This is a genomic window from uncultured Roseobacter sp. (genome assembly GCF_947496515.1).
GTDB lineage: Bacteria > Pseudomonadota > Alphaproteobacteria > Rhodobacterales > Rhodobacteraceae > Roseobacter.
The window spans coordinates 45,593-69,864 of record NZ_CANMDB010000014.1; the positions used below are offsets into that span (position 1 = coordinate 45,593).

The 24,272-nt window shown below is 61.8% G+C and carries 23 protein-coding genes; 14 read left to right on the forward strand and 9 right to left on the reverse strand.

Translation table 11 applies throughout. The annotated features are described in order from the left end of the window. Positions 1 to 89: 89 nt before the first annotated feature. The 3 genes from Q1A53_RS19835 (at position 90) to Q1A53_RS19845 (ending at position 4,392) form a co-directional block, all read left to right on the forward strand. Positions 90 to 1,739 carry an electron transfer flavoprotein-ubiquinone oxidoreductase gene (locus tag Q1A53_RS19835; RefSeq protein ID WP_299969874.1) on the forward strand — a complete coding sequence of 550 codons (1,650 nt, stop codon included), beginning with the start codon at positions 90 to 92 and terminating at the stop codon, positions 1,737 to 1,739. Positions 1,740 to 1,868: 129 nt separating this feature from the next. After that, a complete protein-coding gene (locus tag Q1A53_RS19840) occupies positions 1,869 to 3,578 on the forward strand; it encodes a tetratricopeptide repeat protein (RefSeq protein WP_299969877.1) in 1,710 nt (569 codons plus the stop codon). Continuing rightward, positions 3,565 to 4,392, forward strand: a complete 828-nt coding sequence (locus tag Q1A53_RS19845; RefSeq protein ID WP_299969894.1) for a 4-(cytidine 5'-diphospho)-2-C-methyl-D-erythritol kinase — start codon at positions 3,565 to 3,567, stop codon at positions 4,390 to 4,392. Before Q1A53_RS19840 ends, Q1A53_RS19845 begins: the two co-directional genes overlap by 14 nt. Here Q1A53_RS19845 and Q1A53_RS19850 read toward each other — a convergent pair. Continuing rightward, positions 4,385 to 5,386, reverse strand: a complete 1,002-nt coding sequence (locus Q1A53_RS19850) for a polyprenyl synthetase family protein (RefSeq protein WP_299969896.1) — start codon at positions 5,384 to 5,386, stop codon at positions 4,385 to 4,387. The genes Q1A53_RS19845 and Q1A53_RS19850 overlap by 8 nt on opposite strands. A gap of 55 nt (positions 5,387 to 5,441) precedes the next feature. Here Q1A53_RS19850 and Q1A53_RS19855 point away from each other — a divergent pair, with 55 nt between their 5' ends. From Q1A53_RS19855 to Q1A53_RS19865, 3 genes are all read left to right on the forward strand, one after another. Then, positions 5,442 to 5,657: a DUF2007 domain-containing protein gene (locus Q1A53_RS19855; RefSeq protein ID WP_299969898.1), complete on the forward strand. Its 216-nt coding sequence runs from the start codon at positions 5,442 to 5,444 to the stop codon at positions 5,655 to 5,657. Further along, positions 5,654 to 6,394 carry a methyltransferase gene (locus Q1A53_RS19860; RefSeq protein WP_299969900.1) on the forward strand — a complete coding sequence of 247 codons (741 nt, stop codon included), beginning with the start codon at positions 5,654 to 5,656 and terminating at the stop codon, positions 6,392 to 6,394. The genes Q1A53_RS19855 and Q1A53_RS19860 overlap by 4 nt, the downstream gene beginning before the upstream one ends. Positions 6,395 to 6,504: 110 nt before the next feature. Next, positions 6,505 to 6,669 (forward strand): DUF465 domain-containing protein, encoded by a 165-nt coding sequence (locus tag Q1A53_RS19865; protein WP_299969902.1) that lies wholly within the window; start codon positions 6,505 to 6,507, stop codon positions 6,667 to 6,669. Positions 6,670 to 6,739: 70 nt separating this feature from the next. On the opposite strand, the gene Q1A53_RS19870 is transcribed toward Q1A53_RS19865, so the two are convergent. The 5 genes from Q1A53_RS19870 to Q1A53_RS19890 all read right to left on the reverse strand — a co-directional run bounded on the left by Q1A53_RS19870 (position 6,740) and on the right by Q1A53_RS19890 (position 11,849). Beyond that, positions 6,740 to 7,609, reverse strand: a complete 870-nt coding sequence (locus tag Q1A53_RS19870; RefSeq protein ID WP_299969904.1) for an EamA family transporter — start codon at positions 7,607 to 7,609, stop codon at positions 6,740 to 6,742. After that, positions 7,606 to 8,550, reverse strand: a complete 945-nt coding sequence (locus tag Q1A53_RS19875; protein ID WP_299969905.1) for a transcriptional regulator GcvA — start codon at positions 8,548 to 8,550, stop codon at positions 7,606 to 7,608. Before Q1A53_RS19875 ends, Q1A53_RS19870 begins: the two co-directional genes overlap by 4 nt. A gap of 273 nt (positions 8,551 to 8,823) precedes the next feature. Further along, positions 8,824 to 9,546: an acetoacetyl-CoA reductase gene (phbB, locus tag Q1A53_RS19880; protein ID WP_299969907.1), complete on the reverse strand. Its 723-nt coding sequence runs from the start codon at positions 9,544 to 9,546 to the stop codon at positions 8,824 to 8,826. A 124-nt stretch (positions 9,547 to 9,670) separates the two neighbouring features. Further along, positions 9,671 to 10,846, reverse strand: a complete 1,176-nt coding sequence (locus tag Q1A53_RS19885; RefSeq protein ID WP_299969909.1) for an acetyl-CoA C-acetyltransferase — start codon at positions 10,844 to 10,846, stop codon at positions 9,671 to 9,673. A gap of 160 nt (positions 10,847 to 11,006) precedes the next feature. Then, positions 11,007 to 11,849, reverse strand: a complete 843-nt coding sequence (locus Q1A53_RS19890; protein ID WP_299969911.1) for an EAL domain-containing protein — start codon at positions 11,847 to 11,849, stop codon at positions 11,007 to 11,009. A gap of 132 nt (positions 11,850 to 11,981) precedes the next feature. Between Q1A53_RS19890 and Q1A53_RS19895 the strand changes: the two genes are divergently transcribed. The 5 genes from Q1A53_RS19895 to Q1A53_RS19915 all read left to right on the forward strand — a co-directional run bounded on the left by Q1A53_RS19895 (position 11,982) and on the right by Q1A53_RS19915 (position 16,200). Next, positions 11,982 to 12,551 (forward strand): DNA-3-methyladenine glycosylase I, encoded by a 570-nt coding sequence (locus tag Q1A53_RS19895; protein ID WP_299969913.1) that lies wholly within the window; start codon positions 11,982 to 11,984, stop codon positions 12,549 to 12,551. A gap of 135 nt (positions 12,552 to 12,686) precedes the next feature. Beyond that, on the forward strand, positions 12,687 to 13,307 hold the full coding sequence (gene rpsD / locus Q1A53_RS19900; RefSeq protein WP_299969914.1) for a 30S ribosomal protein S4: 621 nt from the start codon (positions 12,687 to 12,689) through the stop codon (positions 13,305 to 13,307). A gap of 141 nt (positions 13,308 to 13,448) precedes the next feature. After that, positions 13,449 to 14,534: a histidinol-phosphate transaminase gene (gene hisC / locus Q1A53_RS19905; protein WP_299969916.1), complete on the forward strand. Its 1,086-nt coding sequence runs from the start codon at positions 13,449 to 13,451 to the stop codon at positions 14,532 to 14,534. Next, a complete protein-coding gene (locus Q1A53_RS19910; protein ID WP_299969918.1) occupies positions 14,531 to 15,451 on the forward strand; it encodes a prephenate/arogenate dehydrogenase family protein in 921 nt (306 codons plus the stop codon). The genes hisC and Q1A53_RS19910 overlap by 4 nt, the downstream gene beginning before the upstream one ends. Then, entirely contained in the window at positions 15,448 to 16,200 is a 753-nt protein-coding gene (locus Q1A53_RS19915; RefSeq protein WP_299969920.1) for an extensin family protein, read from the forward strand. The genes Q1A53_RS19910 and Q1A53_RS19915 overlap by 4 nt, the downstream gene beginning before the upstream one ends. 77 nt (positions 16,201 to 16,277) lie before the next feature. Here the strand turns inward: Q1A53_RS19915 and Q1A53_RS19920 are convergent, their stop codons facing one another. Next, complete coding sequence (locus tag Q1A53_RS19920) at positions 16,278 to 17,282, reverse strand: DUF2125 domain-containing protein (RefSeq protein WP_299969922.1); 1,005 nt, start codon at positions 17,280 to 17,282, stop codon at positions 16,278 to 16,280. Between the two features lie 66 nt (positions 17,283 to 17,348). Between Q1A53_RS19920 and Q1A53_RS19925 the strand changes: the two genes are divergently transcribed. The 3 genes from Q1A53_RS19925 (at position 17,349) to Q1A53_RS19935 (ending at position 20,963) form a co-directional block, all read left to right on the forward strand. Further along, positions 17,349 to 17,879, forward strand: a complete 531-nt coding sequence (locus tag Q1A53_RS19925; RefSeq protein WP_299969924.1) for a gamma-glutamylcyclotransferase — start codon at positions 17,349 to 17,351, stop codon at positions 17,877 to 17,879. Between the two features lie 76 nt (positions 17,880 to 17,955). Further along, on the forward strand, positions 17,956 to 19,140 hold the full coding sequence (locus Q1A53_RS19930) for a biopolymer transporter ExbB (protein ID WP_299969926.1): 1,185 nt from the start codon (positions 17,956 to 17,958) through the stop codon (positions 19,138 to 19,140). A 2-nt stretch (positions 19,141 to 19,142) separates the two neighbouring features. Continuing rightward, entirely contained in the window at positions 19,143 to 20,963 is a 1,821-nt protein-coding gene (locus tag Q1A53_RS19935; RefSeq protein WP_299969928.1) for a peptidoglycan -binding protein, read from the forward strand. A 278-nt stretch (positions 20,964 to 21,241) separates the two neighbouring features. Here the strand turns inward: Q1A53_RS19935 and Q1A53_RS19940 are convergent, their stop codons facing one another. Beyond that, on the reverse strand, positions 21,242 to 21,379 hold the full coding sequence (locus Q1A53_RS19940; RefSeq protein ID WP_299969930.1) for a hypothetical protein: 138 nt from the start codon (positions 21,377 to 21,379) through the stop codon (positions 21,242 to 21,244). Positions 21,380 to 21,817: 438 nt separating this feature from the next. Then, on the reverse strand, positions 21,818 to 24,139 hold the full coding sequence (clpA, locus tag Q1A53_RS19945) for an ATP-dependent Clp protease ATP-binding subunit ClpA (protein ID WP_299969933.1): 2,322 nt from the start codon (positions 24,137 to 24,139) through the stop codon (positions 21,818 to 21,820). Positions 24,140 to 24,272 lie beyond the last annotated feature (133 nt).

A 24,272-nucleotide genomic window follows, 5' to 3' on the forward strand; every position in this document is an offset into this window, starting at 1 on the left:
CGCTCAGTTCCGATTGCATTGGGGCATGACGTAAGCTAGCCAAATGCGACTGTGGGGGAAGCCTGCCCAAGTGAAAGGGAGCCGTGGGGATGTCGGACGCAATGCGTGAAACAATGGAATATGACGTGGTGATCGTCGGTGCAGGGCCTGCGGGCCTGTCTGCGGCGATCCGGCTGAAGCAGCTCGACCCCGATTGCAACGTCGTCCTCCTTGAAAAGGGTTCCGAAGTGGGCGCGCATATCCTCTCTGGTGCCGTATTGGATCCCGTTGGTCTTGATGCGCTGGTACCGGATTGGAAAGCCAAGGGCGCGCCGCTGAACGTGCCCGTCAGGGAAGATAACTTCTATATGCTGGGCGAGGCGGGGCAACTAAAGATCCCCAACTTTCCGATGCCGCCGCTGATGAACAACCACGGCAACTACATCGTTTCCATGGGTAATGTGTGCCGCTGGATGGCAGAGCAGGCTGAAGAACTGGGTGTGGAGATCTTCCCAGGGATGTCATGTTCCGAGCTGGTTTACGATGAAAACGGCGGGATAAAAGGTGTTGTTGCGGGCGAATTCGGCAAGAACCCCGATGGCAGCCACGGCGATGGCTATGAGCCCGGGATGGAGTTGCACGGCAAATACGTCTTTCTTGGCGAAGGCGTGCGGGGCTCTCTCTCCAAGCAGGTGATCGCCAAATACAACCTCTCCGACGGGCACGAGCCGCAGAAATACGGGCTGGGCATGAAGGAGATCTGGGAGATTGATCCCGACAAGCACCGCGAAGGTACCGTCACTCATACCATGGGCTGGCCGTTGAACAAGAACGCAGGCGGCGGATCGTTCATCTACCACCTAGAGAACAATCAGGTTTACGTGGGTTTTGTCGTTCACCTGAATTACAAAAACCCGCATCTTTTTCCCTACATGGAATTCCAGCGGTTCAAGCATCATCCAATGGTGGCGGACCTGCTAAAGGGTGGCAAGCGCGTGGCTTACGGGGCGCGGGCGATTTCAGAAGGTGGGTTCCAGTCGATGCCCAAGATGGTCGCCCCCGGCGTGGCGCTGCTGGGCTGCTCGGTGGGCATGGTGAACGTGCCGCGGATCAAGGGCAATCACAACGCGATGCTGTCAGGCATTGCCGCGGCAGAAGCCGCCATGGATGCCATTGCCGCCGGTCGCAGTGGCGATGAACTCGACACCTACGAAACCGAGGTTCGCACCGGGTCCATCGGTCAGGATCTGCGCAAGGTACGTAATGTCAAACCGCTTTGGTCGAAATACGGGCTGACGGCAAGTCTGGTGCTGGGTGGTGTGGATATGTGGACCAATACGGCTGGGTTTTCGCTATTCGGTACCATTGGCCACGGCAAGAGCGATGCGGACGCAACCGAAGAAGCCAGCACGCACAAACCCATCAACTACCCCAAGCCCGACGGGAAGCTGTCTTTCGACCGGCTGACAAACGTGGCGTTTTCTTTCACCAATCACGAGGAAAGCCAGCCCGCGCACCTGACGCTGAAAGAGGCCGATGTGCCGGTGAAGATCAACTTGCCGAAATACGCGGGCCCATCGGCACGCTATTGTCCCGCCGGGGTCTATGAGTTCGTGGAAGAGGCCGGAAAAGACGCGCGCTTCCTGATCAATTTTCAGAACTGTGTTCACTGCAAGACTTGCGACATCAAGGATCCGTCCCAGAACATCGTCTGGACGACACCGCAGGGCGGGGACGGGCCGAATTATCCGAATATGTAGGCAGCGACCTGCACAGGTGGCCGATCAATTGTCCGCAATGAGACTGTGGCGGCATTGCGCTTGCGGGTGAAGCTGCTAGCCTGCGGAGAACGTCGTTGTTCTTTTAGCTGGAAAAGGTTGTAGCTTTCCGTGTTCGCCAGACTGCTCTCTCCCGCCGCCATCCTGTTGTCGCTGTCCCTTGCCGTGCCCGCGACGGCGCAATCGATCGCCGGGCCTTACCTCGCCGCGCGCTCCGCCGCCATGCAGAGCGATTTTGATCAGTCGGTCCGGTATTTCACGCAGGCGCTGGCGCGTGATCCAGGCAATCCTGCGTTGATGGAGAGCCTGTTGATGTCACAGGTGGCGCTGGGTCGTCTGGACCGTGCATTACCAGTGGCCGAAGTGATGGCCGCCCGGGGACAGACGACCCAGATTGCGGATCTGGTCCTGATGGCGCGTGCGATTGAAGAAGAAGACTACGCCGCGCTGCAGGCAAAAACCTCAGCTGAGCAACAGGGCATCGGCCCTTTGGTGGATGATCTGGTAAAGGCCTGGGCGCTGCTCGGGGACGGTCGCGCCAAGGATGCGCTGGCCGCCTTTGATGATATCGCGTCGCGTCAGGGCCTGCGCGGATTTGCCTTGTATCACAAGGCGATGGCGCTGGCGACCGTCGGTGATTTCGAGGGGGCGGAGGCGATCTTCAGTGCCGACACCGAGGGCGTGGTCGTCCAGACCCGCCGCGCAGTGCTGGCCCGGGCCGAGATCCTCTCACAGCTGGGCCGTGACGATGAGGCGCTCGCGCTACTGCAGCGCAGCTTCAGAGGTGCCACGGATTCCGAGATTGATCTGGTGATCGACGCGTTGAACGATGACACGCCCGTGCCGTTTCGTCATATCACCTCCGTGCGTGACGGCTTTGCGGAGGTGTTCTATTCGGTCGCCGCCGCGCTGCGGAGCGAGGCAGGCCCCGAATTCACGCTTCTCTACATGCAAACCGCGCTCTCTTTGCGGCCGGACCATGTGGATGGTTTGTTGGTGGCTGCAGAGCTTTTCGAAGAACTGGATCAGTTCGATCAAGCCATCGCGGTCTACAAACGGGTCCCGCCGAATGACCCGGCCTACAACGTCGCCGAGCTGGGCCGTGCCGCCGCGCTGCGCCAGTCAGACCGCACCGACGCGGCCATTGAGGTGTTGGAGCAGTTGACGCGCAGCCATGGTCACCTTCCGTCCGTCCACTCGGCACTCGGGGATGCCTTGCGCGAGCAGGACCGCTTCGGCGAGGCGGTGACGGCATACGACCGTGCGGTGGATCTTGCACGGGAGAGCAACGGGCCGAGCTGGTTTCTGCACTACGCGCGCGCGATTTCGCACGAACGGCAGGACAATTGGGAGGCTGCAGAGGCTGACTTTCGGGCCGCGCTGGAGATCAATCCCGGTCAGCCGCAAGTCTTGAACTACCTGGGCTATTCCCTGGTTGAAAAGCAAACCAAGCTGGAAGAAGCGCTGGAAATGATCGAGCGCGCCGTCGCGGCGAGCCCCGACAGCGGTTATATCATCGACTCGCTGGGCTGGGCACTCTACCGGTTGGGGCGCTACGAGGAAGCGGTGCCACATATGGAGCGCGCCGTAGAGCTGATGGCAGTAGATCCTGTCGTCAACGACCATCTGGGCGATGTGTACTGGGCAGTTGGTCGTAAGCGTGAGGCGGAATTCCAGTGGGCGCGAGCGCTGTCATTCGTCGATAAGGACGACCCGCTGGGCGAGGCCGACCCGGACCGGATCCGCCGCAAGCTGCAGGTGGGACTGGACGTCGTTCTGGCCGAAGAAGGTGCGGAGCCACTGCAAGTTGCGCAAGACTGAGGTCGCCGACACGCGTCTGCGGGTTTTTGCGCCGGCCAAGGTCAACCTTACGCTCCATGTCACGGGACAGCGTCCCGATGGGTATCACCTGCTCGACAGTCTGGTCATGTTCGCGGATCTGGGCGACGTGCTGGAGCTGACGGCAGGGCCCGAGATGATGCTCGACGTAACGGGCCCTTTCGCAGCCGATGTCCCGGATGATACCCGAAATCTGGCATGGCGTGCCGCGGCACTTGCCGGGTGGTCCGGTCACATCACGGTGCAGAAGAACCTGCCCCACGGCGCGGGGATCGGCGGCGGATCGTCGGACGCAGGTGCCGTGCTGCGGGCGCTGCAATGCGACGAAAGTGGGCTGTCGTTGGGGGCTGATGTGCCGGTGTGCCGCTTCGGTCGGGCAGCACAGATCTCGGGGATCGGCGACCGGGTGGACGGCGTTGACGTCATGCCTCTTTTCGTTGTTTTGGTGAACCCCGGTGCCCATTGCGCCACGCCAGCGGTGTTCTCGCTTCTTGCTCGGAAGTCCAATCCGCCGATGGATAACCTGCCGCCAAAAGGGGCTGGCGGGGCTTATTGGCTGTCATGGCTCCGCGCGCAGCGCAATGATCTCGAAGAGCCCGCTTGCGCGCTGAGCCCTGTCATTGCGGATGTGCTTGAGACGTTGGGTGGCACGAAAGATGTGTTGCTCGCACGCATGTCGGGCTCAGGCTCCACATGCTTCGGTCTCTATCCAACTTTGGCCGCGGCCAGATCGGCGGCGCACGCCTTGTCTGCCAGCCATCCCGCTTGGTGGGTGGTCCCGACGACGCTCAGTTGAGGCGTTCGACGACGTAATCGGCCAGATCGCTCAACATCGCCTTGATCGGATGGGATGGGAGAGGGTCCAACGCGGTGCGCGCCTTGGCGGCCCAGGCGCGGGCCGCGGCAGCGGTATCCGTCAGCGCACCGTGCTTGCGCAACAGGGCCTGTGCGGTCGCCAGATCCGCGTCCGTCTGCTGTCCCTTTTCGATGGTGCGCTGCCAGAACGCGCGCTCTTCCGTATCTGCCCTGGCCACGGCCTTGATCAGCGGCAGGGTCAGCTTGCGTTCGCGGAAGTCATCCCCGAGGTTCTTGCCGGTCGCGCCGCTATCACCTTGGAAATCCAGAAGATCATCCACGATCTGGAAGGCGATGCCAAGTGCGTCCCCATAGGCATATAGCGCGCGGACGTGCGCCTCTGGCGCGCCCGCGATGACCCCGCCGACCTCTGTCGCAGCCGAAAATAGTGCGGCGGTCTTGCCGCGCACCACCTGCAGGTAGATCGCTTCGGTGGTTGCCAGATCCTGGCTTGCCGTCAGTTGGAGAACCTCTCCTTCAGCAATGGTGGCAGATGCGTTTGATAGAATATCGAGCACGCGCAGCGAACCCGTTTCCACCATCAGCTGAAAGCTGCGGGAAAAAAGGTAATCGCCGACCAGTACCGATGATTTGTTGTCCCAGAGCAGGTTCGCCGTCGGCCGCCCGCGACGCTGGCCGCTTTCGTCCACCACATCATCGTGCAGCAGTGTCGCCGTGTGGATAAACTCCACCGTGGCGGCGAGGTTGATGTGAAAAGGCCCGTCGTAGCCACAGAGCCGTGCTGCCGCCAGCGTCAGCATCGGGCGCAACCGTTTGCCGCCTGCATCCACCAGATGGGCGGTTACTTCGGGGATGCGGGGCGCATGCTCGGACGCCATGCGCTCGCGGATGAGACGATTGACCGCAGCCATTTCCTCGGTGAGGTATTCTGCCATGCGATCATGTGGTTTCTGGGAATTCTCGGTGTGTAGCATCAACTTCCCGTATGCAGGCTCGACATCCAGATCGGCTTGCCCTTAGATCCCTGATATGAAGGAACTTTTGCGCAGCACGGATCCCACGATCATCGCCTTTGCCACCGCCCTTCTCCAAGGGGAGGATATAGACTGCTTTGAGTTGGACGTAAATATGAGCGTGCTGGAGGGAGGCATCGGAATCTTCCCGCGCAGGCTGATGGTGCGCACCGAAGATCACGATGCCGCGAGCCGCGTGATGACCGATAACGACATTCCTCTGGGACGATGACGGAAGAGGTCACGCGGGATGCCTTTCTGGGCGGCCGCGTGCAGCTGTGGCAGCCGCGCGATGGCTTTCGGGCAGGGAACGATTCGGTGCTGCTGGCCGCCAGTGTCTCGGCGAGCCAGGGTCAGACGGTGCTGGATCTGGGGTGCGGGGTGGGGGCGGCGGCTTTGTGCTTGCGCGCGCGTGTGCCGGGGCTCCGGCTGACGGGGGTCGAGATCCAGCCGCGCGATGCAGCACTTGCCAGGCGCAACGGCGGTCCCGCGTTCGAAGTCATCACCGCGGATATCGCCGCGCTGCCCCCGACGCTTTTGCAACGGCAGTTCGATCACGTCCTGACCAATCCACCCTACTATGACCGCAGGGCGAGCCGGTCAGCCCTTGGCACCGAGCGTGAGTGCGCTCTTGGCGAGACGACGCCGTTGTCGTTCTGGGTCAAAGCCGCGTGCAAACGTCTCAGGCCAAAGGGTTATCTGCACCTTATCCATCTGGCTGAACGTCTGCCCGACATCCTCGATGCGCTGCCGTCCGGGATGGGCAGTGTAGAGGTGCTGCCGATCGCTGCACGAACCGGGCGGTCCGCGGACCGCATCATCCTGCGTGCCCGAAAGAATGGTCGGGCTGCGTTCACGTTGCACAGCCCATTGATCATGCACGAGGGCGCGGATCACGTCTCGGACGCGGAAAGCTATGTCGCGGAGGTGCGGGCGGTGCTGCGTGACGGGGCTGCGTTGGAATTCTGAGGCATGTTAATACAATTTTAACGGGTGGGGTGGCCAACTCACGGTAGAGGCGTGACTCGGCGCACGAGGTGTGCTCAACTGAACGTCTAGCTTGCAAACAGGAGGAATGAATGAGCGTTACTGCGCATGTCGACCAGCTGAAGAAAAAGCACCAGACCCTGAGCGAAGCCGTAGAAGAGGCGCAGCGCGCCCCCGGATCCGATCGCCTCGCCATCGCCGACCTGAAAAAGCAGAAGTTACGTCTCAAAGAAGAAATCACGCGGTTGTCGAGTTAGACAACCCAGACGACCCTGCGCCGACCGACGGGGCTGCTCTGCGTCCGTGTTGTTGTAACAGCCCTTCGATCTAGTCAGGAGACCGAAAGCTGGCGCGTGCGGCAATGGCCGCGCCGCCGGTGATTAGAACAGCCGCAACGCTCAGCTGGGGCGAAAATGCGGCGGTGCCTGCCAGTATCAGTACCAGCGTTGACAGCAGGGGAGCCGCGTAAGATGCGGCGCCTAGCAGTTGAATGTCGCCTTTCTTCATGCCGATGTCCCATATGAAGAAGGCAAAGCCGACCGGCCCCAGACCCAGCAGGATCGTCGCGACCCATGCGGTGAGCGAGGGCGGCCAGATTGTCTGTTCGAACATCAGGTGAAGCGGAAGCGACAGCGCTGCTGACCCGATGCAGAAAATCGCCACCGTCTCGGTGGGGGCGGCACCGACGTATCGTGAGAGGACGGAGTAGCTGGACCATGTCAGCGCGCAGATGAGCGCAAGGGCATACCCCGGCAGATGCCCCGCGGACAGGCCGCCACTGTCTCCCGCGATGATCAGTGCCGCCCCGGCGAACCCGATCAGCGCACCCAGCAGATGACCGGGACGGACCCGTTCACCGGGAAGCAGCCCTGACATCACGACGATGAGCAATGGCCAAAGATAGGCGATCAACCCGGCCTCGGCCGCGGGTGCGAGACGTAGGGCCGAGAAATAGAGCGCGTGGTACCCGAAAAGTCCCAATGTACCAAAGAGATAGACTCTCAGCGGCACAGCGCGCAGTCGCGATAGCCCCCCTGTCCAGAGCATCCAGACCAAGCCGCAACTGCCCCCGATGGCAAAGCACAGCGTGTTGAGCAGGAGCGGCGGCGTCGGTGCGGATTTTACGGTCAAGAGCGCCAGTAGCGCCCAGAGGATGACCGCGCCAAATCCGATACCGGTCGCTCGGGCCTGGGTCATGGGGCCGTGTCCGCCGGGTCGATGATCGTCAGCCCCGCTGTGATATGGGCCATCTTTTCGATCTCCGCACAAATCCAGTCGCGGAAGGCTCTGACATGTGGGCGGTTCTCGGTGCCCTTGGGGCAGAGGAACCGGAACCGTGCCCCGGTTGCGATGGCCACACCATAGGGGCTCACCAACCGGCCTTCGTCGATGTCCTTGACCACCAGAGCCCGCCGCCCCAGCACCACGCCCACACCGGCAAGAGCTGCGTCCACCGCATGGTCGGCCTGGCTGAAACGGGGGCCGTGGTCCGGATCATGATCGACGCCCACGGCCGCAAACCAGGCTTTCCAATCACAGGGTGGATCCAGAAACTTGATCGAATCGTCAAAGATGAGCGGCGCCTTGGTCAGGCTTTGAGGATCCGGGAATTGCGCGGCCAGCGCGGGGGTCATAACCGGCGCCAACCATTCATCCGCAAGCGGCAGACTGTAAAGCTGATCATCACTACGCCGACCAAAGCGGATTGCCACGTCGATGGCGTCGCGCCCGAAGTCCATGATCCGCAGCGACGCGGAAAAGCGCAGCTCAATCTCCGGGTGTGCCTGCGCAAATTCATACAGCCGCGGCGCAAGCCATTTGGCGGTAAACGCAGGCCCTGCGGTGATCGTGAGCGATTGGTCATCTTGCAGCCGCTGGACCCGACGCCAGGCGTTGGCCAGCGTTTGAAAAGCGTCAGCGGCTCCCGGGGCTAGGGCAGCACCCGCTTCGGTCAACTCCACCGCACGGTTCAGGCGCCTGAACAGCGCTGTGCCCAGATGCTCTTCCAGCGACTTGATCTGAAAACTGAGCGCTGCCGGTGTGACAGACAATTCCTCTGCCGCCTTCGCAAAAGACATGTGTCGCGCAGCAGCATCAAAGGCGCGCAAGGCGGTGAGGGGGGGTAGCCGGTCTGCCATGTTCAGTTAAGTACAGCTTATCTGAAGCGATGAGAAGTCTCGTTTGTCAGGATGGTTGGGAGTTGCCATCTTGGGTTCAGAACAGATCATCTGAGGAGAGACAAGATGTTTGAAGCAACCACAGATAGCCGTACCCGGGATGCCATGCAGCGTGCCCATGAGGTCCGCGGCGAAGTCTTCAAGGATGCTTGGGCTTGGCTGTTCCCCGCGGCACGCCAAACCTGATGCAAGCCTGTAGAAAAGGGCCGGCGCGTATCACCGGCCCTTTTGTGATCAGACGAAGAACTGTGCCCCATTGGCGGAAATAGTGGAACCGTTGATGAAACCGGCGTCATCGGAGGCCAGAAACACCACGCAGCGCGCGATTTCTTCCGGCTCGCCCAGACGGCCCGCAGGGATCTGACCGATGATCGACTCGCGGACTTTTTCTGGAACAGCCATGACCATTTCGGTCGCGATGTAGCCGGGGCAGATCGCGTTGGCGGTGATCCCCGCGCGCGCACCTTCCTGAGCCAGGGATTTCACGATGCCCAGATCGCCTGCCTTTGTTGCCGCATAGTTCACCTGCGCGAATTGTCCCTTTTGGCCGTTGATCGAGCTGATGACGATCACACGCCCGAACTTGCGCTCCCGCATGCCGGGCCAGATCGGGTGCACGGTATTGAAAACGCCGGTCAGGTTGGTGTCGATCACTTCCTGCCACTGCTCCGGCGTCATCTTGTGGAAGGGCGCGTCCCGGGTGATGCCCGCGTTTGCGACGACGACGTCGATAGGGCCCAAGTCCGCTTCAACCGATGCGATTCCGTCCTTGCAGGCGCCGTAGTCCGAGACATTCCACTTGTAGGTTTTTATGCCGCTTTCGTCCGTGAATTTCGCGGCGGCTTCGTCATTGCCCGCATAGGTTGCGGCGACGCTGTAGCCTGCGTCTTTCAACGCATTTGAGATCGACGCGCCGATGCCTCGGCTGCCTCCGGTGACAAGAGCGACACGGGACATAGGGAATCCTCCTCAGTTTTTTCTGATAATCTTGTTAGGCAGTTGATGTGGGCAGCGCAACAATATTACGCAGCGCTGCCGTCAATCATACAGTGCATGGCTGTGGTCAGCCATGCGAGATGGCTCAGGAGCGTTCAAGGCACATGGCGACACCCATGCCGCCGCCGATGCAGAGCGTGGCGAGGCCCTTCTTGGCGTCGCGCCGTTTCATCTCGAACAGCAGAGTGTTGAGAATGCGCGCGCCAGAGGCGCCGATGGGGTGGCCGATGGCAATGGCGCCACCGTTGACATTCACCACGTCCGGGTTCCAGCCCATGTCCTTGTTGACGGCGCACGCCTGCGCCGCAAAAGCCTCGTTTGCCTCGACCAGATCCAGATCCTCGGCTTTCCAGCCCGCTTTCTCCAACGCCTTGCGGCTGGCAAAGATCGGTCCGGCGCCCATGATGGACGGGTCGAGCCCCACTGTCGCAAAGCTCGCGATCCGGGCCAGCGGCTCGATACCGCGTTTCTCGGCCTCATCCGCCGACATCAGAAGTGCCGCGGCAGCGCCGTCGTTGAGGCCAGAGGCATTGGCTGCGGTGACCGACCCGTCCTTGGTGAAGGCGGGTCTCAGTTTCTGCATCGCGTCGATTGTCGCGCCGTGACGGATGTATTCGTCCTGGTCGACAACCGTATCGCCTTTGCGCCCTTTGACCGTGAAAGCCATGATCTCGTCCGCGAACTTTCCGGCCTTTTGTGCCGCTTCGGCCTTGTTCTGGGAGGCGACGGCGAATTCGTCCTGCTGTTCCCGCCCGATTTGCCATTTCTCGGCGACATTCTCGGCGGTCTGGCCCATGTGGTAGCCGTTGAAGGCATCCCAAAGGCCGTCGCGGATCATCGTGTCGATGTACTTGACGTCACCCATCTTGTGCCCGGCGCGCAGGGGGGCCGCGTGGGGCGACAGGGTCATGTTTTCCTGACCGCCGGCTGCAACGATCTCTGCATCGCCCAGTTGTATGTGTTGTGCCGCGAGCGCAACCGCACGTAGGCCGGACCCACAGACCTGGTTGATGGTCCAGGCCGCACTTTCCTGCGGCAGACCCGCGTTGATATGTGCCTGACGGGCGGGGTTCTGGCCTTGCGCCGCGGTCAGCACCTGCCCGAGGATCGTCTCGGACACGTCGGCACTCTCCACACCCGCGCGTGCGACAATCTCTTTCAGCACGGCCGCGCCGAGATCATGCGCCGGAGTGGTTGCGAAAGATCCGCCGAAACTGCCAACGGCGGTACGAGCTGCAGAAGCGATAACGACATTCGTCATATGGATTGGTCCTTTGCCAGTTCCGGAAAAGGGCAATCATTGGGACGCCAGTTCGATGGGCCCCCACCCCTCACCTGTCATGAGGGGTGCATAGCTCATTCGCTGCAGGGCAGCAACCGGATGGCACGGGCGCGCATCCGTCGGTCCGCGGAAACGGACGCTATACACGTTCTTTCTTGGAGGTGTCGCGCAGCCAGTGCGGCCGGGTTGTGGCAGCCGCAAAGTAGTGGCCCTGCAGACAGTCGACCCCAAGCCTGATGAGCATCTCCGCGTCACGTTCGGTTTCCACGTACTCGGCGACAGTCAGCATGTCGAAGTGCTTTGCAATCGCTACGAGCGCCGCCGTCATCGCCTGGTTGTCCGGATCATCCGCGATCCCTTGCACGAATTGACCGTCGATCTTCAGGATATCGAAAAAGAAGTCCTTGAAGTACCGAAGCGCGGTATACCCTGCGCCAAAGTCATCCATGGCAAAACAGATCCCTTCGACCTGCAGCCGGTCCATGAAGTCCACGACCAGTTCCGGCACCATCATGGCCGAGCTTTCCGTGATCTCCAGGATCAGCCGTTCGGCAATCAGCGGATCCCGTGTCAGCCACTGATCGAGCGTGCGGTTCCACTGCTGGTATCCGATAGACCGTGCGGACATGTTGATCGATAGGCGCAGGCCCGGGTTCTCGTGCAGGGCTTGCATCCCCAGACCGAGCGCAAGCGTGTCCAGCTGCCGACCCATCTCCGAGCTTTCGATCGTGTCCATAAAGTCGCCAGCCGGAATGACACGCCCTGTCGAATCGAGCACACGGATCAGCCCTTCGTAAAAGGCGACCTTGCCGGTTGCGCGAGCCTGCATGATGGGCTGAAATGCGAGCAATATCTGTTTGTGCTTGATCGCCTCTGCAACCATTTGCATGGTACTGCGATCCCGTTGTGATACAGCAAATTGAAGCGGGTTTTCGGATCCCACGGCGAGATCGGCAAACTTTCTTTTCCGGGGTCCGGGCATCGCAACCTCATGTTCTGGCTTCTCCCTCACCCTGATGCTTCAGGTGCTAAAATCGCGTAAATATTCCTATTTTGTTCTAATTTTGTCTCGTTTAATCTATTGAAAAGTAAGGTAAACGAAAGGAAAACCCTGATGGAGCGATGTGGCTGGGCCGGACCGGATCAAATCTATCTTGATTATCATGATACCGACTGGGGCGTTCCGGAATATGACAGTCGCGCGCTGTGGGAAAAACTGATCCTGGATGGTTTTCAGGCCGGGCTCAGCTGGATCACCATATTGAAAAAGCGAGAGAATTTCCGCACAGCCTTTGCGGGCTTCGATCCGGATGTGATTGCAGGCTGGGGCGCGGCGGAGGTCGACAGGCTGGTGACGGATCCCGGTATCATCCGGCACCGAGGCAAGATCGAAGCAACGATCGGCAACGCCCGGGCCTGGCAAAAGATAGAGGCAGAGGGCGGGTTCGACACCTTCTTGTGGAACTACATGGGGGGTGCACCGCTACAGAATAACTGGCAGACCCTCGAAGAGGTGCCCGCCTTCACGCCCTTATCCCAGCAGATATCCAAGGATCTCAAGGCCGCGGGCTTCCGATTCTGTGGCCCGACGATCGTCTACGCCTTCATGCAGGCGGTCGGCATGGTGAACGATCATCTGGTCACCTGCCCGCGCCATGCAGAAGTTGCCGCCATGAGACGTTGACACCGGTTTCAGGCGCAGTATAAGCGCGGCTTCATTGGTGTTGGTGGCCCCCGCGAGGGGATGCCTGTCGGGTCTTCGGACCAGAGGACAACGCCCTTCATCGCCCGAGAGGGCCACATCGGAAGGATATCAGCCGTGACCAAACGCACCGCTGCCAAATACAAGATCGACCGCCGCATGGGCGAAAACATCTGGGGCCGCCCCAAGTCTCCCGTCAATCGCCGTGAGTACGGCCCCGGCCAACACGGCCAGCGCCGCAAGGGTAAGCTGAGCGATTTCGGCATCCAGTTGCGCGCCAAGCAAAAGCTCAAAGGCTACTACGGCGACCTGACCGAAAAGCAGTTCCGCCGCATCTATGCGGAGGCCGAGCGGGTCAAGGGCGACACCGGTGAGAACCTGATCGGTCTGCTGGAGCGTCGTTTGGACGCCGTCGTCTACCGCGCGAAACTCGTGCCGACCGTCTTTGCGGCCCGTCAGTTCGTCAACCACAAGCATGTCCGCGTGAACGGCAAGATCGTCAACATCCCCTCCTACCGCGTGAAAGAGGGTGACGTGATCGAGGTCCGCGACCGGTCCAAGCAAATGGCCGCACTCATCGAGGCCACGCAGCTGCCCGAGCGTGACGTGCCCGACTACATCGAAGCGGACCATTCCAAGATGGCGGCAACCTTCGTGCGGACGCCTGCGCTTGGGGACGTGCCCTATCCGGTGATGATGGAGCCAAACCTCGTCGTGGAATTCTACGCGAAGAACTAAGGTCCTTCGCCGAACCAATAGCCTTGGGGGCCGCGCGGGATCAGACCGGCGCGGCCCTTTTTGCGTGTCGTGCAGGCCGAGATCCCGCTGGTACCCCCCGGTGCGCCCCGCTAACCTCCGCCCGACAGGAGAGATAACACAATGACCACGGCCCTTTGCCCGCAACCCGGCATCATGGAGATCGCGCTCTACCAGGGCGGTGCTTCCGCCATCGCCGGTCAAAGCGATCCGCTGAAGCTGAGCTCCAACGAAAACCCCTTTGGTCCGAGCCCCACTGCCGTGACGGCGGTGGCCGAGGCAGCGGCCAATCTGCATCGCTACCCGTCAACGGACCATGCCCCCCTGCGTGCGGCCATTGCCGAGGTCCACGGGCTGCAGGCGGAGCGGATCATCTGCGGTGTTGGCTCGGACGAGGTGCTGACCTTGCTGGCCCTGGCTTTTGCGGGGCCGGGGGACGAGGTGCTTTATACCGAGCACGGGTTCTCGCTCTACCGGATCTTTGCGCTCTCCGCGGGCGCAACACCGGTCGTGGCACCCGAAGCCGACCGCTGTGTTGATGTGGATGCGATCATCGCGCGGATTACGGAGGCGACACGGCTTATCTACATCGCCAATCCTGCGAACCCCACGGGTACAGGCCTTGACGGAGAGGCGCTGGAACGGCTCGCGGATGCGGTGCCTGCGTCCTGCCTGCTGGTGCTTGATGGCGCTTACGCGGAGTTCTTTGAGGGCTATGATGGTGGTGCGTCGCTGGTCACCGCGCGGGACAACGTGGTGATGACGCGCACCTTCTCCAAACTCTACGGGCTGGGGGGGTTGCGCGTCGGCTGGGGCTACGCCAGCCAGCACGTCATTGACGTGCTGAACCGCATCCGCGGGCCCTTTAACCTGTCGAAACTTGCGCTCGCCGGGGCCGAGGCCGCCGTGCGGGACCGTCAGTTCGTGGAGACTTGCCTGCAGCAGAACGCCGAACAGCGTGCGCGGCTGACAGGCGGATTGCGGCAACTGGGCGTCAACTGCGACGAAAGCCAGGCCAATTTTGTGCTGGCGCGGTTCGCAGACGAGCCCGAGGCGCTGGCTGCGGAGACGCATCTGCGCAGCAAGGGCATCCTTGTGCGGCTGGTCAAGGGCTACGGCTTTCCAGAGGCATTGCGCATCACCGTCGGCCAGGCGGATGATGTAACCCGTGTGCTGGAGGCGCTGGCAGACTTCAGGCGCGCGGGATGAGTGTGATCTACGACCGTGTAGCGCTGATCGGGCTGGGACTGATTGCCTCGTCGTTGTTCTGGGCCATCAAGCGCGGTGGCCTCGTGGGCGAGGTCACCGGCTACGCCCGCAGCGCCGAGACCCGCGACACAGCGCGACGCATCGGACTTTGTGACCGGGTCTGCGACAGCATGGCCGACGCCGTTGATGGGGCGGATCTGGTCATACTGGCCGTGCCCGTGGGCGTGATGGGTGCGGTTGCTGCCGAAATCGCGCCCGCGCTGAAACCCGGGGCAACCGTCACGGATGTTGGCTCTGTCAAACGTGATGTGATCGACACTGTCGCGCCACATCTGCCCGATACCGTTCACTTTGTTCCCGGCCATCCGCTGGCGGGGACAGAGCACTCGGGCCCCGAGTCCGGCTTTGCGGAGCTTTTTGACGACCGCTGGTGTCTGCTGGTGCCACCGGACGGGACGGACCCTGCCGCCATTGCCCGGCTCCGCGCGCTCTGGGAAGGGGTTGGCAGCAATGTCGAAGAGATGGATGCTGATCATCACGACCTCGTCCTCGCCGTCACCAGCCACGCGCCGCATCTCATTGCCTATACGATGGTGGGCGTGGCCGATGATCTGCGCCGCGTGACGGACAGCGAGGTGATCAAATACTCCGCGGCCGGGTTTCGAGACTTCACCCGCATTGCCGCCAGCGACCCGACCATGTGGCGCGATGTCTTTCTGACCAACAAGGACGCCACGCTGGAAATCCTGGGCCGTTTTACCGAAGAGCTTTTTGCTTTGCAGCGCGCGATCCGGACAGGTGACGGCGCGCATCTTCACGACTATTTCACCCGGACGCGGGCGATCCGCCGCGGGATTATCGAGGCCGGTCAGGACACGGACGCGCCGGACTTTGGCCGCGTCAAGAAGCCGTCATGACACGTCTGGTTCTGCTCTTCGTTCTGCTTGCGGGGACGGCCATGGCCAACCTGCCCGAGAGCGTCAAACGTCCCGTGATGCGCCCGGCGGAGCTGACGCCCGCTGCCGCGGCCTCGGAAACCGTCCGGCGGGCCGGCAGTCAGGTGCCGCGGGTCTCGCTCAGACCGAAGGAGCGTACCCGTAAGGCGCGTCGCGCCATCCGCCAGCACAAGCGGCTGCGCGCCCGCGGTGCGGTTTGCGGTGATCCGGCGTTACAGGGAGAGGTCGTCGGGCGGGTCCGTGGACGGCTTGCCGCCTGCGGCGTTGCCGATGCGGTCAGGATCAAATCCGTCTCGGACGTGCGACTGAGCCAGGCGTCGGTCATGGATTGCGGAACGGCCCAGGCGCTCAGACAATGGGTCGACGTATCGGTCAAACCGAACCTCAGCCGGTTAGGCGGGGGCGTCGCGGGGCTCCGGGTTGCGGCGCACTACGCCTGCAGGACCCGCAACAATCGCCCCGGCGCCCGCGTTTCGGAACATGGCAAGGGGCGGGCCATCGACATCTCCGGCTTTCGGTTGCGCGATGGCTCCACCATTACCGTGCTCAAAGGATGGCACGCGCGCCAGACCGCGCAGGCGCTGCGGCAGATGCACCGGGATGCCTGTGGACCCTTCGGCACGGTTCTCGGCCCGGAGGCGGACAGCTACCACCGCGATCACTTCCATTTTGATACTGCCCGGTACCGCAGCGGAACCTACTGCCGATGATTACCCGGTCAGCGTGACGGGTTGAGAGCCCCGGGCGTGTGTGATCGGCGGCGGCCCAGGGCGGGCGTCTTGGAGTTTCACCGCAGGATCAGAGGCGGCAGGCGCGCCAGCGGCACAAACCCCAGCAGGACAAGACCGTCTCGCACCGTCAGCGTCACGTCGATACTTGTCGGATCTCCCGTGGCTCGGGCCAGCGCCGCCAGCACGGTTTCGGCCTGCGGGGCGACGGCCTCTGGAAGCACGCCCGCCGCACCTGCGAGGGTCAGCATCTCGCGCCAGTTGCGCGCCTGCATCGAGACTGTACCGCTGGCAATTCCACTGGCGTCGATCTCCAGATCCGCTGCCGCGCGCAGGCTCAGCTGGCCCCAGACCACTTCTGCAAGATCGAGCTGAATTTGGCGGGGTTGCGGGCGGGCAACCTCGACCGCACGGCGGTCCCATGGCCGGTCGAAGGTGACCTGCATCGCGAGACCAAACCGCTCAAAGCTCAGCGGCCAGTCGTCCGGGATGCGCAGCTGCGTGCGCAAGACGGGACCGGGGCGAAAGCCCGCGGCATCGGCGCTGAGTACGTATCGGTCGGGCGTGTTCTGCAACAGTGCAAACCGGGCGCTCAGGCTATCGCCGAGCAGCAAGTCACCTGATTGAGCCCCCAGGACCCAAGACCTCGCATCGAGGGTCAGATGCGCCAACGCGAGATCTGTCCCCGGTCTGAGGCTGAGGGCACCGATGCCCTCTGTCACCACCAGCGTAGTGCGCCCCACCGGACTGGCGAAGACAATGTCATCCGGTGGTAGCATCAGGGTCAGATCCCCCGGCCACCAGGCAGGTGCTGCGACCCTCAGCGCGCTGGCGGTGACGGCAACGCCTGTCTGCGGGTCGGCAAGTGCCGGCAGCTGTACCTCGGCCTCGAAAGACAGCGGAAACCCGGTGATCTCAAAGGCGCTGTAGTCCGCTTGCCACCCTTCGGCGCGCCGCGCCTCGAACCAATCGGCCACCCGGTCTTCCGTGCGGGCCGCTGCCCAGACCCACCAGCCACTCCACCCGAGCGCCAGCACTACGAAGACCCAAATCACCCGGCGCATCCACGCCCCCTTTGCCTTTCCGTCTGAATTGAGGTTTACGCAAAGCGCACAAGGAGAACCAGCGCGATGACGATGTGGGTGTTTGGCTACGGCAGCCTGCTCTGGAAGCCGGGTTTTGACGTGGCCGAGCAGGTGCTGGCCACGCTGCCGGGCTACGCGCGGTCGTTTTGCATGTGGTCGATCCACCACCGGGGCACTGAGGAGGCGCCAGGTCTGGTGCTGGCGCTCGATGAAGATCCCGCCCACGCCTGCGAAGGGGTGGCACTGGCCGTGCACGAGGGGCAGGAGAACGCAACACTTGCCTACCTGCGGGAGCGAGAGCTGATTTCGTCCGCCTATGTGGAAAAGACCGTGGATCTCGACCTCGCAGACGGCAGACGGGTCACCGCGCTGGCCTACGTGATCAACCCGGGTCACGCTCAATACTGCGGTGGCATGCCGCTGGAAGAGCAGGCGCAGGTTATCGCCCGGGCACAGGGTGGCATGGGGCCAAATACCGAGTACCTCTACAACACCGCGCAACATCTGGCGGAGATTGGCCTGCACGATCCGGAACTGGAATGGCTCAGTCAGCGGGTCGCCACCTTGAGCGCATAAATGCTTGGTGCCCCCCGGACGTTTGGGTGTAAGCTGCCGCCAGAGCAGTAGAATACCGCGCGAGGAGAACAAGCGCATGGCAATGCCAGACTTGGAGGCACGACCGGTCTTTTCTCAACCGGTACGGCAAATCTCGCTGATGCTGATCGTGCTGGGCCTGTCCGGCTTCGGCAGCTTTCTTGCCTTGCCACGGGTTCTGCCGGTGTTTCAGGCGAACCCGTATCTCAACGGGTTCATTCTCTTCGTCTTTTTTATCGGGGTGCTGGCCTGTTTTTATCAGGTCCTGCAACTGATCGGGTCCGTGCGCTGGATCGAACGTTTCGCCTCCGGCACGCTGGATGCCAGCATCAAGGCGCCGCAACTGCTGGCGCCACTGGCGGCACTGCTGCGCTCACGTGGCGCGCGGATGCAAGTCAACGCCAGTTCCACACGCTCCATCCTGGATTCGGTCGCCACCCGGATTGATGAGGCGCGGGAGATCACGCGCTACATCGTCAACATGCTGATTTTCCTTGGCCTTTTGGGAACCTTCTATGGTCTGGCCACAACGGTTCCCGCCGTGGTCGACACCATCCGGAGTCTCGCACCGCAGGACGGCGAGGGCGGTGTGGACGTCTTCAACCGGCTGATGAGCGGTCTGGAGGCGCAACTGGGCGGCATGGGCGTGGCCTTTGCATCCTCTCTGCTGGGGCTTGCAGGCTCACTGGTCGTGGGATTGCTGGAGCTTTTTGCCGGGCACGGTCAGAACCGCTTTTACCGGGAGCTGGAAGAATGGCTCAGCTCCATCACCCGCGTGGGCTTCACCTCCGGCGATGAGGCTGCCGGGGATCAGGGCGCACTGGCCAGCGTCGTCGAACACATGGTTGAACAGATGGAAAGCCTGCAGCAGATGTTCCAGAACTCGGACGTCAGTCGGTCCGAGATCAACCAGAACCTCGGGACGCTCACGGCCTCCATTGAGCGGATGACCGGCAAGATGGATGGTATGGACCCCGCAAGTGCGGCCCTTGAGCGGGTGGCCGCGGGGCAGGAGCGGTTGATCACCGCCATCGAGAACCAGCAGATGGGCGAGGGGATCGACGCGGAAAGCCGCATGCGGTTGCGGTCGATTGATGTGCAGATGCTGCGGATCCTCGAAGAAATTTCCGCCGGGCGCGAAGAGAGCATGGGCGAGTTGCGGCGCGACATTTCGCGGCTGGCCGACGCTCTACGTGACCGACCGTCCCGCAACATCACACCGCTAAACTCGGGGGATGGCTGAGCATGGCACTGTCGCGCAGGACGGGCACTCGGTTCCAGGGGTCGATCTGGCCGGGGTTCGTCGATGCGATGACGGGGCTGTTGCTGGTGCTGATGTTCGTGCTGTCGATCTTCATGATCGTGCAGTTCGTCCTGACCGAACGGATCACCGGCCAGGAAACGGAGCTGGATGCACTGGCAGGCGAGGTCGCGGCGCTGTCGCGCGCTTTGGGCCTTGAGGAAGCAACCTCTGCCCGGCTGCAGGACCGGGTTGGCGCGCTCAGCGGGTCGCTATCGGACGCGCAAGCGCAGATCGCCGCGTTGACGGCAACGCGGGATGCGCAAAGCGCCCAACTCGCGCAGGCCGAAACCCGGCTGACCCGCTTTGAGGCGCAGGTCGCGGCCTTGATCGCTGAGCGGGATACCGCGCTTGGCACCGTCGCGGCGCTGGAGGATCGGGAGGCTGCGTTGCTGAGCGAGCAGGAGGCTCTCAATCTGGCGCTGTCGTCCGCACGCAGCGAGATCGACGCTCAGACCGAGGCTGCGCGCCTGGCGGCGGCACGGCGCGAGGCGCTTGATGCGCTGGTGGCGGACCTGCAGGCGCGCAATCGCGAAACCGAAGGGGAGGTGGCGCGGCTGGGCTCGGAACTGGCGGCCGCTCAGGATGCACTGAGTGCCGAAGAAGCCGCCCGATTGACAGAGGCCGCGGCGGCAGAAGCGCTGCGCGCCCGGCTGGAAAATGCCGGCGCGGAACTGACGGCCATGACCCTGTCACTGGAGGCGCAGCGGCGCGAGGCGGAAGAGACGCTGACACTTCTGGCCGCTGCCCGCGCCGCCGAGGAGGCGTTGGACGCGCAACTGGAGGAGGTGCTCGCGAAAGTGGCGGGGCTGGAGCAATCGGCGGAGGAGACCGACCAGCTGCGCGCCGAGGTGCGCGCACGGCAGGAGGCTTTGGCACTCACCCAAGAAGAGCGCGATGCGCTACGTGCCCGACTGGCTGATGCGCTGGCTGCCCGTCAGGCCGCCGAGCGCACCGCCGAAACCGTTGAGAGCGAGGCCGAACGCACCGCCGCCCTGCTCGCCGAAGCCCGTCGCGCCCTCAGCACCGAGACCGACACAAGCGCTGCCGCGAAACGGCAAACGGAGCTGCTCAACCAGCAGGTCGCCGCGCTGCGGGCGCAGCTTGGCGATGTTCAGGCGCTGCTTGATGATGCGGTGGCGCGGGATGCGGCCTCCCAGGTCCGGCTGCAGACGCTTGGGGCGGATCTCAACACGGCGCTGGCGCGGGTCGCGGCAGAGCAACGCCGCCGTGCGGAGTTGGAGGAGGCCGAGCGTAAGCGGTTGGAGGAAGAGGCCGCGCGTCTGGCAGCCGAGACCAAGGATCTGGAGCAGTATCGTTCGGAGTTTTTTGGCCGCTTGCGGGATGTTCTGGGACGTCAGGAAGGGGTTCGGATCGAGGGAGATCGCTTTGTCTTTTCCTCCGAGGTTTTGTTTGATCCGGGCAGCGCCGTTTTATCAGATGAAGGACAGGCAGAGATTGCGAAGGTGGCGGGTATCATTGCGGGTGTGGCAGATGAGATCCCGCCTGAGATCGACTGGATTATCCGGGTGGATGGTCATACCGACAATGTCCCGCTGTCAGGTTTCGGTGCTTTTGCTGACAACTGGGAGTTAAGCCAAGGCAGGGCACTGTCCGTGGTTCGCTACATGGTTGATGCGCTCGGTATCCCCCCGCAGCGGCTGGCTGCGAACGGGTTTGGTCAATACCAGCCAGTTGCCGCTGGCGATACCGAGGAAGCGCGGGCCCAAAACCGCCGGATTGAGCTCAAGTTCACGGAGCAGTAGGCACGCACTGTTTTTCGTGAGGGTGGTTCTTGCAACGCGAAACGTATTGATGATGGCTCAAGTGTCGTTGCTACGTTTCCCTCTATCTCTGTTTCCATCATCTCTTTTCTAAAGGCTCAGCTCGGGGTGCGCCATCCACGGCATTTTTTGGGTGTGCCGTTCAGGCAGTCGCAAATCGCCTTATTGCGATTTAAGAGCGCCGCCAGTTGCGTGTCTCGCGGCAGATATCGGCATGCGCGCTTGTTCAAGTTCTTGGCTGAACCCTTCTGCCAGGGCGCTTAGCCACATAGCACCAGCGCGCGGTCCATGGCCTCCAGATCGGCCTCGAGAGCGTCTGGGGTTTTCGGCGCGACCTTGTGCTGGCCTCCTGTTATCTCAGCGCGCTTCTTGGTCAGTCCGTGGATGGTGCTTTGCATGCCTACGTTATGGTCTCATGCGGGCCGATTGTTCAGATAGACTATTGGTGCGTTTTACACCTAAGGTCGGCAATCTGAGCGATGGTGGCCGAAGTTCTACTCCACTGTTGGGACCTCAAATGACAACGTCCCGAGTGTTGCGATTGGAAAACAAGAACCCGCTGGAACGAAAAGCGGGAAGCATACAGATCCTGAACGACGAATAGTTGCTGAGCCACCGGCATCAGCCTTTCCGGCCGACCGTATTCGCGCCGTGTGAGTTCAGCGATTTTCTATACAAGCAATCGGAGCAAACCTTGCAATTCAACGCGCAGCTCAAACAATAACAGGTCCCGTCGCTGTCACGTCTTTTGATCAGCTGACGGCACAGACTTATTTTCATGGACGACAGGCTCAAAAGCCCGCGGCATAGTGCGCCGCGGGCAGTGCTCCGTCACGTTATTCCGCAGTCAACAGCGGTGGTTTGTCACCTGACAGCCTCGGTTTGTCCGGGCCTTCGATTTTCAGGTCGATTTCGCCACCCTTGATCCCGACCTTTACGATCCCGCCTTTCGACAGTTTGCCAAAGAGCAGGTCTTCCGCCAGTGGTTTCTTGATGTGTTCCTGGATCACCCTGCCGAGAGGTCTGGCGCCCATTTTCGCATCATATCCTTTGTCAGCGAGCCACTCTGCCGCAGGCTTGGTCAGTTCAATGGTTACATTGCGGTCCATCAACTGAGCTTCGAGCTGTAGCACGAATTTCTCGACCACACGCAGGATCACCTCTTTCGGCAGCGGCGCAAAACTGATCACCGCGTCAAGCCGGTTGCGGAATTCAGGCGTGAAGGTTCGTTCGATGGCGGCAGTGTCTTCGCCTTCGCGGCGATCACGACCGAAGCCGATCGCCTCTTTGGCCTGTTCGGCAGCGCCCGCGTTCGACGTCATGATAAGAACGACGTTCCGGAAGTCGACGGTCCGCCCGTTGTGATCCGTCAGCTTGCCGTGATCCATGACCTGCAGCAGGATGTTGTAGACATCCGGATGTGCCTTCTCCATCTCATCGAGAAGCAAGACGCAATGCGGGTGTTGGTCCACCCCATCGGTCAGCATGCCGCCCTGGTCAAAGCCCACATAGCCGGGAGGCGCGCCGATCAGACGGCTGACCGCGTGTTTCTCCATATACTCCGACATGTCGAACCGCAGCAATTCCACGCCCAGAGTATCGGCAAGCTGCTTGGCGACTTCGGTCTTGCCGACGCCCGTCGGGCCCGCGAAGAGGTAGTTGCCAATAGGCTTCTCGGGCTCGCGCAGACCGGCCCGCGCCAGCTTGATCGCCGACGACAGCGCCTCGATCGCCTTGTCCTGACCAAAAACGACCCGTTTCAGCGATCCTTCGAGGTCTTTCAAAACTTCTGCATCGTCCTTGGAGACGTTTTTCGGTGGAATGCGGGCAATCTTTGCGACCACGTTTTCGATCTCTTTCGTGCCGATCGTCTTGCGCCTTTTTGCGGCGACGACCAGATGCTGTGCAGCACCCGCTTCATCGATCACATCAATGGCGCTATCTGGCAGTTTGCGGTCGTTGATATAGCGCGAGGCCAGTTCCACGCTGGTTTTGATCGCGTCCGCCGTATATTTGACCGAGTGGTGATCTTCAAAATAGGGTTTGAGACCACGCAGAATTTTGACGGCATCCTCGACAGAGGGCTCGTTGATGTCGATCTTCTGGAACCGGCGGCTGAGGGCGCGGTCTTTTTCAAAGTGCTGCCGGAACTCCTTGTAGGTGGTGGAGCCCATGGTCCGCAATTTACCCCCTGCCAGTGCAGGTTTCAGCAAGTTTGACGCATCCATGGCGCCGCCGGATGTGGCGCCCGCCCCGATGACCGTATGGATTTCATCGATGAAGAGCACCGCATCTTCGTGCTCTTCCAGCTCTGCAACAACGGCCTTCAACCGCTCTTCAAAGTCGCCCCGGTAGCGTGTGCCGGCAAGCAATGCCCCCATGTCGAGCGAATAGATGGTGGTGTTTTGCAGGACTTCTGGCGTCTCGCCGGCCACGACCTTGCGCGCCAATCCTTCGGCGATGGCCGTTTTCCCGACGCCGGGATCCCCAACCAGAAGCGGGTTGTTCTTCCGCCGGCGGCACAGCACCTGAATGCAGCGCTCAACCTCCAGATCCCGCCCGATCAGCGGATCAATATCACCCTCGCGCGATTTGGCATTGAGATCGACGCAGTATTTCTCCAGCGCGCTCTCTTTCTTTTCGCCTTCGGTGACGCCTTGCGGTTCTTCTTCCTGTTCTGGCGCGCCGGAGACGGGACGTTGTTCGCCGTAAGCCGGGTCCTTGGCAACGCCGTGCGCGATGAAATTCACTGCATCATATCGTGTCATGTCCTGCTCCTGCAGGAAGTAGGCCGCGTTGCTTTCCCGTTCCGCAAAGATGGCGACCAGCACGTTCGCGCCCGTCACCTCCGTCCTACCGGAGGATTGTACGTGGATTGCGGCACGCTGGATAACCCGCTGAAACGCGGCGGTCGGCACCGCTTCGGAGCCGTCCACATCGGTGACGAGATTGCTCAGATCCTCGTCCACGAATTCCACCAGCGTACTGCGCAAATCATCAACGTCGACGCTGCACGCTTTCATGACACGGGTGGCATCCGGTTCGTCGATCAGCGCCAGAAGCAAGTGCTCCAGCGTTGCGAATTCGTGGCGACGGGCATTGGCAAGCGCCAGTGCGGAATGGATTGCCTGTTCCAGAGTGGTAGAAAATGAAGGCACGGCTGGGTGCTCCTTCTGAACGGGGCCGGGTGAGATCCGATTTATATCGATCCGTACTCCGACCATGGCCTCATAGTATTAGAGTTTGGTTGATCGCAGCGCCGCTTCAAGTTTTTTCTTCTCATTTGCGGTC